Origin of the sequence: Chitinophaga varians (assembly GCF_012641275.1) — a bacterium.
Taxonomy (GTDB): domain Bacteria; phylum Bacteroidota; class Bacteroidia; order Chitinophagales; family Chitinophagaceae; genus Chitinophaga; species Chitinophaga varians_A.
Map to the genome: position 1 here is coordinate 384,612 of NZ_JABAIA010000003.1, position 13,607 is coordinate 398,218.

General features: G+C 50.1%; 8 protein-coding genes. 5 read left to right on the forward strand and 3 right to left on the reverse strand.

What is annotated here, in order from left to right; translation table 11 throughout:
- Nucleotides 1-67 precede the first annotated feature (67 nt).
- On the reverse strand, nt 68-2,428 hold the full coding sequence (locus tag HGH92_RS24990; protein WP_168873539.1) for a metallophosphoesterase: 2,361 nt from the start codon (nt 2,426-2,428) through the stop codon (nt 68-70).
- Nucleotides 2,429-2,899: 471 nt separating this feature from the next.
- Between HGH92_RS24990 and HGH92_RS24995 the strand changes: the two genes are divergently transcribed.
- The 3 genes from HGH92_RS24995 (at nt 2,900) to HGH92_RS25005 (ending at nt 7,430) form a co-directional block, all read left to right on the forward strand.
- Entirely contained in the window at nt 2,900-4,714 is a 1,815-nt protein-coding gene (locus HGH92_RS24995) for a cytochrome c peroxidase (RefSeq protein ID WP_168873540.1), read from the forward strand.
- A gap of 62 nt (nt 4,715-4,776) precedes the next feature.
- On the forward strand, nt 4,777-6,351 hold the full coding sequence (locus HGH92_RS25000) for a hypothetical protein (protein WP_168873541.1): 1,575 nt from the start codon (nt 4,777-4,779) through the stop codon (nt 6,349-6,351).
- 134 nt (nt 6,352-6,485) lie between these two features.
- Entirely contained in the window at nt 6,486-7,430 is a 945-nt protein-coding gene (locus HGH92_RS25005; RefSeq protein ID WP_168873542.1) for a pentapeptide repeat-containing protein, read from the forward strand.
- Here the strand turns inward: HGH92_RS25005 and HGH92_RS25010 are convergent.
- Nucleotides 7,423-8,310: an alpha/beta fold hydrolase gene (locus HGH92_RS25010; protein ID WP_168873543.1), complete on the reverse strand. Its 888-nt coding sequence runs from the start codon at nt 8,308-8,310 to the stop codon at nt 7,423-7,425. The two genes, HGH92_RS25005 and HGH92_RS25010, sit on opposite strands and share 8 nt — an antisense overlap.
- A gap of 283 nt (nt 8,311-8,593) precedes the next feature.
- Between HGH92_RS25010 and HGH92_RS25015 the strand changes: the two genes are divergently transcribed.
- Both HGH92_RS25015 and HGH92_RS25020 read left to right on the forward strand, forming a co-directional pair.
- Entirely contained in the window at nt 8,594-8,926 is a 333-nt protein-coding gene (locus HGH92_RS25015; RefSeq protein WP_168873544.1) for a hypothetical protein, read from the forward strand.
- A 241-nt stretch (nt 8,927-9,167) separates the two neighbouring features.
- Nucleotides 9,168-12,164, forward strand: coding sequence for an ATP-binding protein (locus tag HGH92_RS25020; protein WP_168873545.1), 2,997 nt, complete (start codon nt 9,168-9,170; stop codon nt 12,162-12,164).
- Here HGH92_RS25020 and HGH92_RS25025 read toward each other — a convergent pair.
- Nucleotides 12,130-12,795 (reverse strand): response regulator transcription factor, encoded by a 666-nt coding sequence (locus tag HGH92_RS25025; RefSeq protein WP_168873546.1) that lies wholly within the window; start codon nt 12,793-12,795, stop codon nt 12,130-12,132. The two genes, HGH92_RS25020 and HGH92_RS25025, sit on opposite strands and share 35 nt — an antisense overlap.
- Nucleotides 12,796-13,607 lie beyond the last annotated feature (812 nt).

Consider the following 13,607-nt stretch of genomic DNA (forward strand, 5'->3'; position numbering starts at 1 on the left):
ATGACAAATAAAAATCCCGGAGCATTATTTACATGCCCCGGGATTTTTTTATGATAAAAAGTATGGATTATTCTACGACGAGCTGCTGCGTTTGCCGTTCACCGTTAGTATTGATGAGGGTGAGGACATAATTGCCACGGGGCAGCGTGATGGTTTGTGTGGAAGTGCCTGAAGCTACCTGCCATACATTTTCCTGTATCTTCCTGCCGGAGAGGTCTACAATGCTGTATCTCACCGGTTGCTGCTGTTTGCTGCTGATTTCCACCTGTAATTTATTGTTGGGAGATGGATTAGGATATACTTTAACGGAGAAGGAGGAAGGCGCTGCCGTTGTTTTGTTTTCGGCGACGGCGCTGGTGGCCATCAGGGTACCGGTTACCACTTTGAAGGTATCAGTTACGCAGATGGTGGGCGTAGCGTTATCAGAAACGGTATATACGGTGGTGCTGTTGGGCGTTACGGTCCTGGTGCGGCTGGAAGAGCCATCGTCCCATTTGTAATTGCCGGGCCAGGAGGCGCTAAGGGTCAGCGGTTGACCGGCAGTAGCATTCACCACCGTTGTTTTGTTAACGTCTTTCATCATGGTAAAACGGTCTTTGATCGTTTTATCCGCTGCGATGAACTTCGCATCCAATCTGTTGCCTTCTATTTCCAATACCAGTGAGCCGCCGGTAGTGGCGTTGGCGTAATAGGAACTGGCATGGGGGAACGAAGAAGAAGTACCGCCTACCTGTCCGGCAGAACCGGCCACTACGTACACTGTGCCATGGTTTGTTTTGGCAGACGAAGTGATGTAGGGGCAGGAGCTGGTGGTACTGTCGTATTTGGCGCTGCTCTTGCTGACAGCGTGCGTCGTCAGGGAGAAAGTGTTTTCCAGTCCGTAGTGCCCGCGGATAAAGTAGGAACGTTCGTAGTCGTGGCTGTGCCCATTGAGGATCAGGTCTACCCCATAACGTTCCAGTATGCGGATCAGGTTCTGTCTTACTTTCACCAGTTCACTTTCTGTATCGGAATTATGGCTGCCCATGGTGTATGGCGGATGGTGCCAGTACGCGATGGTCCATTTGCGGTTATTGGCGGCCAGGTCGTTTTTGAGCCACTGTATCTGTGTGGAGGAGGTATCGTAAAAACGTTTGTTGTTTTCTTCTCCGTAGGAATCCAGGCAGATAAAATGGATATCGCCGTAATCAAATGAGTAGTACTCTTCCTTGCCGGAAGCTACGCCGCCGCACTCACCATTTTTGGGCAGGGTGAAGTTGGCAAGATAGGGGATATTATGGTCATCCTGGCGCGAAGGATCATTATCATAATCGTGGTTGCCCGGCGTGGGGAACAGCAGGATGTTTTTGAGCAGGTTGTCTTTGTAGATATTAAAGAAGTTGGTTTGGTATTCGTTGTCGAACCCGCCATCATAGGCGTTGTCGCCGAGCAGCAGCCATACGTCGGTAGGTGCGGCGCCTACATAGTTCAGGTAGGCGTCCCGTACTTTGGTTTGGTTGCTGGAATTGTTGCCACAGTCGCCATACGCAGCGATCCTGATTTTGCGGGTGGTATTGGCGGGAGGCGCTGTATTGAAATAGTTTTTATCGGTTGCTTCCAGTACGGCGGTAGTGGTGCCGATGCTGTAATAATAGCGGGTGTCCGGCTGCAGATTGGTGATCCTCACCTCATGTTCGGTGGAGGAGGAGGTGTTTATCACGCTGTCTGTCAGGTTACCGTATACGGTGCCATACTTCACTTTGGTGTTGCTGGCTTCGGCGGTGCGCCAGCGAATGGAGACGGCTGTCTGATTGCCCATTTGCAGGTAAGGGCCTCTTACCACGGACGCAGAGGAACTGCCGCTATTGCCTTTCAGTTGCAGGTCAAAAGAGATATCGCTGCTGGTGACCACCTGCTGGTGTATCTCCACTGCGATGGTGTTGCTGCCTTCCACGAAAGCGGAAACGGGAAGCGTGGCTGTTTGTACGGAGGCGCCGTCATCGCTGGCATCGGCGGAGGCCAGCGTGTTGTAGGAGATAGTGCCGGAAGGCATATTGTCCCTTTTTACTTCCATGCCGTTCACATACACCACGATGCCATCGTCTCTCCTGAATTCCAGGGTGAAGCTGGTGTAGTTGCTGAGGCCGGAGAGGGTGAACTGTTTCCGGAAGTACGTGGTGACGTACTTGCTGTTGGCATTGCTGCCATAACTGACCACAGTGGATTCGTCGCCGTCGCCATAGCCCAGTTCGGCGGGACCGCTCTTCCAGGAGCCGTCGTTGAACGTGGCCGATCGCCACGACGAGCCCTGATTGGAGCCATTGTCAAGGTACTTCCAGGTTGAACCAAAAGGGACCAGTGTGGTCTGCGCCTGTAACGTCAGGCCCAACAGGGCGCTGCAACAGGTAAGGATGCACGATTTCGCAATAGAGGACAAGCATGGGATCATGGGATGAGATTTAAGTGTTTGGATGTTGAAGGTTCGATTTAGATTGAAAGGTGAATTGGATTTAACGGCTTATACAGAAAAGGTTGAGAATGAAGCGCTGGGTTTCCGGGGCGCGCATTACTGCTTCATTACAGTGTCCGCAATATAAGTTTGAGATTTTTTTGATTGGGGGATCATCGCTGCATCTGAATTTCCCGGTTCATCAATCAAAAAATTCTCCTCATGGTTCCGGTAATGAAATTAATTATAATTTTCATATTTTACAATAGTTAATCTAAAACACCCGTTAACTTCTTATGAAATCTTTTCTTTGCAGTGTTTTGGGCCTTTATAGGAACAAGGTGGGTACTTACCGCTATTAAGTGGCATTGACAAAGGCGGGCATGCTTTTATCTCCGGTCCGGCAGACGGGCTGAAGATGCTGAAACCCCGTTATAGAACAGCTCATTCGATAATATTTACCGGAAAACCATGAGAAGCATTATTACTGTACTGTTATTGGCCGCACTAACCTATACGCACCCACGCCGCGAGCCCCCGCCTGTTACAGCAGTGGAAACATATTTCGGTCTTCAGATGGGAGCGGTGGAACATAGTCTTCAGCTATTGGAAGAAGCTGTCCGTACCCATGCACCGGTTTCCACGCAGAGACAACTGTTCCGTTCCGCACGGCTGGCATACAAGCAGGCCGAATTTCTCACGGAATATTATTACCCGCACGTGATACGGAATATCAACGGACCGGCATTGCCTTTTGCGGACGGGGAGAATTCCCGGGACATATTGCCGCCACAGGGTTTCCAGGTGATCGAAGAAAAACTGTGGGCACCAGGTGCGGCATCCAAAGAACTGCTGCCCGTTGTCACAGCGCTCAGGGCACAGTTTACCGCTTTGCGATCGCAGACGGACCCTTATGGTTTTATGGATGCCTATGTGTTTGATGCGATGCGCTTTGAGATATACCGCATCATCGCCCTGGGTATTTCCGGCTATGATTCGCCCATAGCGCAGCTGTCAATGCCCGAAGCAACTGCCGCGCTGAAGGGTGTTGAATACGCTGCTACGCTGTATGCCCGCGATGTGGCGGACAGCAACGTCCGGCAGACAGCGACGGCTCGTTTTAAAGCCGCGCGGCAGTACCTGGCAGCACACCCGGGCTTCAACGAATTTGACCGGCTTCATTTTATTACGCATTACGTCAATCCGTTGAGTGCCTCGCTGCTGGCGCTGCAACAACAACTGCACCTGCAACTGCCGCCCGAACGCAGGATACTGTCTCCCGAGGCCCCACACCTCTTTGCGATGCGGTACTATAACGTTAACGGTTACTCGCCCAATTATGAGTCAGACCCCACGGCCGGAAGGATACAGTTAGGGCAACGGCTGTTTTATGACCCCATGCTGTCGGGCAACCTGCAGCGCTCCTGCGCTTCCTGTCACCAGGCCTCAAAAGCATTTACAGACGGCATGGCACGCAATACGGACCTGGACGGCAAAGCGCTCATCGCCCGCAATACGCCCACCTTGCTGAATGCTGCGTTCCAGTCGAAACAGTTCTATGATTCCCGCGCCATCTTCCTCGAAAACCAGGTGTCTGACGTGGTACACAATAAACGGGAGATGAATGGCTCCCTGCAACAGACAGCCCATTCGCTGAAGAAAGACAGCACCTATGTGCGTCTGTTCGCCAAAGCCTTTGCGGAAGGGCATAACAGCATTACGGAAGAAAACATCGCCAACGCGCTGGCATCTTTCCTGCGGTCGCTCACCAGTTTGCAGTCACGCTTCGATGTATATATGAACGGGGACACCACCGCGCTCAATACAATGGAAAAGAAAGGCTTCAATGTCTTCATGGGAAAGGGTAAATGCGGCACCTGCCATTTTGCGCCGCTGTTCAGCGGGGTGGCGCCACCATATTTTGCAGAGCCGGAATCGGAAGTGCTGGGCGTACCGGCAAGCGCCGGTCCGCATGCGCCGCTGGACCAGGATCCCGGTAAGTATGTGCTGTATAGGATCAGCATTCACCGCTATGCTTTTAAAACGCCGACGGTGCGCAACAGTGCGGTCACGGCCCCGTATATGCATAACGGTGTGTTCCCTACGCTGGAATCAGTGATCGACTTTTATGACAAGGGCGGTGGGGCCGGACTGGGCATCGCGCCGCCCAACCAGACATTGCCAGCGGAAAAGCTGCGACTGACGCCGCAGGACAAGAAAGCACTGGTGGCCTTCATGCAGGCGCTAACGGACACCAGCAGCTGGAAAGCTGCCGTGGCCTACTGATTCCGCTGTTTATTTGCCACGCTTTCTGTATCTTACGACCTTATTCATGGCTTAAAATACTTATGAACTGTTCATTTTTTAAAGGTCTGGTACCAGGCCTGTTATGCTCCATTGTTTTGCTGGCTGCTTGTGATGGCGGCAACACAAAAAACAACCCCAAAGAAAAAGCGAAAGTGGATACTCTCGCTAATCAGCCTGCAGAAAGGCAGGCAGTATCTACAAAAACATATGTTGATGGTATCATCAGCAGAAGAAAAGCGATCGCACAACAGCTCCCGGGCATCAGTCCGGAAGCGGCAGTAAAACTATACAATTCACTCGCGCTATATGTGGATACCGCCCTGGCAGGCATGTCTGACAATGAAACCGCATGGCTGGACAATTACGCCAATTACTATGCTGAAGAAAAGAAGAAGATAGTGCCGCCGGACAGCGTACAACGGACAGTTGACCTGTTGGCGACTGCCGGAATTGAACCCTGGGGTATCGGAGAAGGCTATACGGAGTTACGGACGGTGCCCACCTTTTACACGCAGTTGTTTAAGAATGCATTGCCGGCAGACTACCGCAGTTACCTGCAACTGAACGCGGATGAAGATACCGTCTTGTACAGCGCGGACGCAGGACTGGGCGTATCTTTTCATGAGGTGGGCCAGCGGACGCTGAACTGGGAGCAGTTCCTGGAAACATATCCCAACAGTATTCTGGCTGTCAGCGCCAGGGAAAGCTTCGAACGGTATTGTGAAGATTATCTCTTCGGCCAGGATAATACCCCTTCTTTTGAAAACTGGCAGGATATTGCTTCGCTGAACCAGGAAAACAAAGACGAATATCTCTCCTTTGTACAAAAACACGGCAATACAAAAACCGCCGCTATCGTGAAGCTTTTCCTGGAAAAGCTGGACACTGAAAAATCCATGGACCGCCTGAAGCAGGATATCCGGAAGGAAATCAAACAGGCATTTGCGGAGCGGGTGGAGCTACTGCCCGCGCAGGCCGGCTTTGGGGAGGCGCAAGTAAATCAGCTGACCAAATCCGTTTACGATACAGTACCCACTGAGGTAGCAAATGATAAAGTGAGCCGTGCGCTGGACTCCCTGCAGTTCTTCCGGCAGGATGGCAACACCTATTGCCTCGCCGCCTTCAGAAATGAAATCAAAGACGGTGGTGCGCCGCCCTCCGGCTGGGTGGACATCTGGCTGTTTAAAAACAATAACGGCAGCTGGCAGCATGTGGCGCACGAACTGAATGCCGGCGGTGGCGGCATGTACGGCAACTCCGGTTATTTCAACGGACTGGTGAAGCTGGGCGGCCACAGCACGGGCATCGTGATTGTTGGTGGCATTACCCATATGGGCTCCAACGTTTTCTGGGACGATGTGCTGGCTTTTTCCAATGATAGGCTCAGCAGTGCCTTTTCTCTCGTTACCGACAACAGCTATGAAAATGGTTCCGGCACAGGGCAATGCAGTTACAACAAATGGCAGATGCAACCTGTTGCAGGAGAAGAGAACTACCGTCTGGTGATCATCACCGGCAGTTGCATGAGCAGCAATGTGCCGCTCGAAAAGACGGTTGTTCCGTTTAAAAACGGCAGCTATAGCGTCCCGGATAAATTGCAGGACAGAGGGATCTGATGGCTCCCTTTTAGGGAAATACCACCGGTAGTTGTCAGATACAACAGCAGGTAATGTCATTACCACCAACAGGTGCCGCTGTTTTACGGTATTGACCCGGAACCGGGTTATCTTTGCTGCGAAAAGCAGTATCCATGGAAGCTAAAAATATTGGCAGCAAAATCGCAAGGGCCAGAAAAGAGACGAATATGTCTCAGGCGCAGCTCGCCCAACAGTTGTTTATCAGTCCGCAGGCTGTCGGCAAATGGGAGCGTGGGGAATCCCTCCCTGATATCCTCACCATCAACCGGCTGGCCGAAATCCTGGGGGTTGACCTGAATTATTTCTCGGAGAATTTTGAATCCCCTAAAGCGGAGACAACGATTAAAGCGACAACTGACAGTGCCGCCTATACGGAGCCGGTGGCACCAGTGGATGCTAAAATTTCCGGCAGGGAGGAGCAGGCGCTGGTGACGGATTTCACCGGGACCGACCTGGCGGGGACAGATTTCGCCGGTGTCGTGGCGCCTAAACGAAAATTCCACGCCAGCAGTTTACGCGGAGCGGATTTTACCGGTGCCGACCTGACTGGCAGCTCCTTTACCACCTGCGACGCGGCCGGGGCCCGTTTTAATAGGGCCGACCTGACAGACTGTAAGTTGTCTGTCGTTAACCTCACGGATACAAGTTTCGACAACTCCATTCTCGTGCGGACTGTTTTCAGCAAGTCGGAGCTGGTGAGGTCAACATTTACAGATGTAAAGCTGACAGACGTGAGACTGGACATGACCGATCTCAGAACGACTATCTTTAAGCGCTGTGTCTTTAGTGGCGTGGATTTCAGGCGTTCCGACCTGCGGGGCCAGTGTTTTGACGGGCAGACCTTTATTGGCGTTAAATTCGACCGGGCCTTGTTGAATGACGCGGTGTTTAAAGGCGCAACGCTCAAAAATGTCTCTTTCCGTCCGGCTTTTGCGCTGACGAACAATTACTACCGCGCTATCGGCACCATCCACTTCGATGGCGCCACCATGGACAAACTTACCTATGCCGCTCTGAAAGGGATGGGCGCACGGCTGGAAAACGTGACCGTTAGCTGAGTCGCCGCTTCAGGAAGTCCAGCATCAACGGACAGATGTCTTCAAAATGACTTTCCAGCGCTTTATGTCCGGCTTCTAAAATGTGTACTTCCGCATCGGGAAGGTCTCTTTTATAACAGGCTGCTTCTTCAACACTGAAATAAGCATCATACTTACCCCATATCACCAGCGTTGGGAGTTGGGTGCGACGGAAAAATTCCCGGAACTGCGGGAAATATTTTCTGTTGTGCCGGTAGTCTTCGAACAGGGCAAACTGTGCGGCCACATGGCCCGGGCGGTCCATCAGCGCCCAGTCCAGCGTCCAGGTGTCCGGGCTGAAAAGCGGCAGCTGATCTTCCGGTACGCCGGCCACATACTGCTGACGGGTGCCTTCTGCGTTTAGCCATTCGGGTAATTGTGCCCTGTTGGCCGCAGTAGGATTGTCCCAGTATGCTTTAGCCGTGTCCCATTCCTTGCCGAGGCCTTCTTCGTAGGAATTACCATCCTGGAAAATGAGAGCAGTGATTTTTTCGGGATGCTCCAGGGCTACGCGCATGCCTATGGTGGAGCCATAATCATGCAGGTACAGCGCGAACTGTTGCAACTGCTTTTCCGTTACAAAAGACGATATCACCCGGGCCATGTTTTCAAACGTATAGGCGAAACTGTTGGTCGGCGGATAGCTGCTGTAGCCGAATCCCGGGAAATCCGGCGCTATGGCGTAGTAGTCGGCCTGCGCCAGTGCAGGCAGTAATCTCCTGAACATATGGGAGGAGCTGGGAAACCCATGCATCAGCAATATGGCCGGACGGGAAGGGTCGCCGGCTTCGCGGTAGAAGATATCCAGGCCGTTAATGTGAACCGTGCGATGAATTATTTTGGGTGGTTGCATTGTTTTCATCCTATGCCTGCATCATATTTTATGCCGTACGTATTTTTTGAGGGTTTAAATTTTTTTAGTAATTTCAGTTTGTGAACGCCAGAGAACGTGATGCGTTGTAATGCTTGACAGCGCTACAATATAACCCGATAGGAAACCCGTATTTCTCAAAATAACAACTATTATAGTTCGCATTCCTGATTATTTTCACTTCCCGTAGTTGGTATATTTATCACATTTTTTTTCTGTAGCTACAGAGAATGTCCCCTTTTTTTATTCATTAATCACTTCAAAAATTTATTTTATGGGTCTTATCGTATTTTATGAAGGCAACAATGGCACCCAGGATATTGTACAGACTGTCGAAGACGTCCCCGGACAGAATTTCCAACCGGCTAAACATGAGCAGATCCGCTCTATGAAGCTCTATGGCGTGCGCCAGGGCTGCCGGATCACTGTTTACGATTCACCGGACGGTTCTACAAAAGACGATTTCTCTGTCGTCAATGTAAAAAGGACATCGCCGGAGTACACCGTAGACACTTTTGAGCGTAGCTATGAAGATGAAACGGTGGTGGTGTCTTTCATCCGTATCAACAGCCAGGATGGCAAGATTTCCCGAATAAAGATCGACTAAGCAGAAGATTTCAGGCTAAGCGCCGGTTAACGGTGTTTAGCCTGGCTTCTCCGGAAGGTGCCCGTCCCGGGTACGATGACATATAATTTTAATGTGATTTTAATTTCACGGCGTATTTATATCTTTGCCGGATAAACGAAGAAAAATTCAGCCTGTTCCTATTGTCGTGTGTCCGGGATCAAACTATTCAATGCGCCTTATTTTTTGCCTTCACCTATGCTTACTGCATATATTGCCGGTAATGTCTTCTGCTCCGGCAGACACAGCGCGTTATTTTATCAAACATTTTACAGATGAGGATGGTTTGCCGCAAAACAGCATCAAAGGCATTGTGCCCGATAAGAACGGTTTCCTGTGGCTGGCCACAGAGAATGGCCTGACGCGGTTTGATGGGAACTACTTCCTCAATTTCGGCAATGAGAATCTGCCAGGGCTGAAAAGCAGCCGGATGGCACGGATTTACCCTAATGATACCGCTATCTCGGTGGAAAACGAGGTTGGGGAGATACTGACGGTTTCGCAGAGCACGGTAACGCATATAGGAAAAGAGTTGTCCGGATATCAATACCAGCAGTACAAAGATACCAAAGATGATTATTACCCCGTCCGGGGATGGCCTGACGACTATGGGGCGCATTTCGCCAAAATACGTCCCATCGTGATACCACAGACCTCGGACAGTTATTTTTCTATATACCGTGATACCATCTCCCACGTAAAACAGGACAAAGTGGATTACCGCATTGTGCAGCCACAACTGGACGTGCAGCGTTTATTCGTGAGCGGTGGCCGGCTTTTTTACCTGAACAGAGACGGGATTTTCATCGGATGGGAGCGGGACAAGGCGGCAAGGATAACGCTTGCAGGAGAACTGTTGACCGACCCCGCCTTCGCCAAATGCAAAATGGATATTTTCTGGAATCTGGCGGCGCGCCAGGTTTTCGTATATACCGACCGTGCCTGCTATGTATTACAGCCGGAACCGGAGGGGCGTATCCGTGGTTCACTGGTGCTGCGCGACTTCGATTTACATCAGGCCTATATTACCTCCATTTATTACGATCAGCGGAACAGCCGCGTTTTCCTCGGCAGCTCTACCAAAGGCCTCTACGTTTGCACCCGGCAACAGTTTACCGTTCATAAATCTAATGTCTCCGGAGAGGAGGTGTTTTATGCACAGGCGCCATTTCCGGGCGACGCTGTGGTGACAGGCAGAGGGTTGGTCTTCAGCCATAGTGGCAAATATACCTGGCTGCCATTGTCTTTCGACAGTGAAAGCGCCCTGGAAAATTACGCCCTGGCGCGCGATAAGCAGGGCCGGTACTGGGGACGGGGTGGCTTTGCGCTGATCTGCATATCACCGGACTTCAGCCGGGAGTTATACAAATTCCAGTTGCCTTATCTTATAGGCCCCGTCTATGTTGACCCGCAGGGAACAGTGTGGACGGCAGGGAAATTTCCCGGACTGTATTACCTGAAAAATGCCGATGCCAGTCAGGGACTACAGTACGTTCCAGCCGGCGTGAAAGATGTTACCTTCATCAAAGAAGGAAAAATTCCCGGACTGATGTGGGTTGGCACCGGCAAAGGATTATACCGGGTCCATCTTTCATCGGGCCATACAGATACCATTAAGGGGCTGGAAGAGGGAAACATCCGCAGTATCTACATTCCCCGGCAGCGGGAAATATGGATAAGTACCTACAACAAAGGCGTTTTTCTTTATCGCAATGAAAAGCTGACAGCGCTGCCGTTGGACCGCAAGCGTTATATGTCCACCACGCACTGTGTCACAGAAGATGCAGAGGGTTACTGCTGGCTCACGACAAACAAAGGACTGTTCCGTGTTAGTCGTCAGGACGTACTGGACTATGCGGACGGGAAGCAGCGTGATTTGTTTTACTATTATTTCGGCAAAGACCAGGGCTTTAATACCAACGAATTTAACGGAGGCTGCCAACCCTGCGCCTTTAAATATGACAACGGAGATATCTCGCTGCCCTCGCTCGACGGGCTGGTACAGTTCACGCCATCCGCCATCCGGATGGAGATGCCAGACAAAGACATATTCGTGGACTGGGTAGAGCACAACCTGAAACTGACAGAGCCTGGCGAACATTTTGAATTGCCCAACAACTTTAAGGCTTTCAGATTACATGTCAGCTCTCCTTATTTCGGTGATCCGGGAAACCTCTATTTTTATTATTGTTTAGAGAAAGATGATCAGAAAGAAGAACAGGTATGGCTGCCGGTGAGCAGCGACAGGACCATTACATTGTCTACCCTGCCATCAGGGAATTATCGCATCCGTGTCCGGAAGCTGAAAGGTTTTGGCAGGGACCAGTATATCGAAAAGACGATTACTATCCGCGTGGAGGAAGCATTTTATGAAACAGGATGGTTCCGGTTGTTGGCGTTGGGGGTTTTAATCTGCCTCGGCTTTGTGCTGTACAAAATGCGTATCAGGCGTATCCAGGAGCAAAACAGGTTATTGGAGCTGAAAGTATTTAACCGCACGGAGAAATTGCAGGAAACGATGACCATCCTGCAGGAGTCGGACGAGATGCTGCGTAAGCAAAGCTTAATGCATAAGCATCTGCTCACGGCCATTACCCACGATATTAAAACTCCGTTGCGGTTTCTGCTGCGCGTCAATAATAACGGGGAGTCGTCTGGCAGGTTGCAGGACGAAGAAATAAAAATGGTCACTTATGAAAGTCTTTACCGCATGCATTACCTGGTAGACAATCTGATACATTATATGCGGACCTCCTATCAGACAGGCGAGTTGACTAAAGAAGTTATTGATCTGCCCTGGCTGATAGAAGAAAAAATGTCCATTTTTAAACCGGTGTCCGATTCGAAAGGCATTCAGCTCATCAACCATGTTCCGACCGGAACAAGAGTGGTGGCCAACAAACTGCTGTTGGCCGTGGTGTTGCATAACCTGCTGGACAACGCTGTAAAATATACTGTTCGCGGAAGTGTTGAAGTTTCTGCCGAAGGCGGAGAGGACGGACTGACGATCCACGTGTCAGACACCGGCAGCGGCATGCCACAAACGGTAAGAGACTGGATTAATCATCCGGAAAATGACGGCACAGGACATTCCGGCAGCACAGGCATCGGCCTTGTACTGATAAAGGAGCTGCTGACCATGATCAATGGCCGGCTCCATGCCCGTCCGGGTGATGACGGCGGCACTATACTTTCATTACAACTTCGCCGGAATGACTAGTCACCTGGTACATCTGCGCTTTCTCCACTAAAGCGATCACATTTTTTACGCCTGTCTTCTCGAAAATGCGTGCTTTGTAAGTGCTCACGGTAGTGAGTTGCAAGTGGAGTATCTCCGCAATTTTTATCAGCGGAAGCCCTTTGGTCAACAGGTTCATCACTTCCACCTCACGGCCGGAAAGTACGGAGAAAGGATTGGGACGGTGGTCCTGCTGCTTGGTGTACTTGTTGATCAGTTGTTCACGGACAGCTCTGCTGATGTACTTTTCTCCCGCCAAAACACTATTAATGGCAGTTTTGAAGTCATCGTCCGGAGAGTTTTTTTCAATATAGCCGTCAGCGCCTGTCTGCAGATAGCCCAGTGCATACATGATTTCTTCATAGGCGGAACAAATCAGTATCCGCACGTCAGGCTGACGGAGCTTTACCGCCTGTATCATCTGCAGGTTATTGCCGCCGGGCATATTAATGTCCAGTACCAGCAGGTCAAAATGTTGTTGTTCAATAAAAGAAATGGTTTCATCAAATGTTTTTGCTTCTGTAACATGCATGTTACCAGGCAGGGAGCAGATTATTTGTTTAATGCCAAGTCTTACTATCGAATGGTCATCTGCTATCAATACGTGTATCATTCCGTTTAAGGTTAGGGCGGGAGGGTAGCATAGATCTTTTGTCGCCACTAAAATACTATATTTTTCTTCCGATGTATATGTTTATTTATAAATTTTTTTATGATATAACAATGACAGAGCGTATGGGGTAAAGAGGGCGCCCTGCCCCCTTTCAGCAAATCCTGCTTCCTCCGCACACTTTTGGCCTTACGGATGAGTAGTATAACTACTACACCTATATTGAAGTTCAACTACAACTTGTCAAGAATAGTTTGTCTACTTTCGTTAACGGAAATGTTCCGTTGAGTCATGTGAACACTTCTGGCGATTTGTAGGATGAACTATTGTGAACAACAATGTGAATGTTGGACGAAAATCATGAGGCCCGTATCCTTTTTATAAACTTAATACATTCCTATGGGGAACTTTTACGCGAATTCAACACATGCGGACTTTACCGTCCTGTACTGTCTCAATAACCATTATTCATAAAACTGAAACTGTCTGTGTTTGATCTATACCGGCAAAAAGAGAGTTGTATGCTGGTGCTAATAGTCAACCATATCACGTCCTGAGCTATATAGATTCCCAAAAGAATCAGCCTGTTCCGCTGTTTGCAAAACGGTGGTCCTGGCTTCTTATTACCCAATGTTTATTGCATGATGTCCCTCTTAAATAATGTTATGACTCCCGAATCAAGGTTTTTCAGCAGAAGCTGCAAGCGGCTGTTACTGGCGCTGTTTGGCATGATGACGACTGTTGCCGCTACTGCCGGCACTTTCCCTGTCACCAATACAAACGACGCGGGGCCGGGTTCATTCAGACAGGCTATC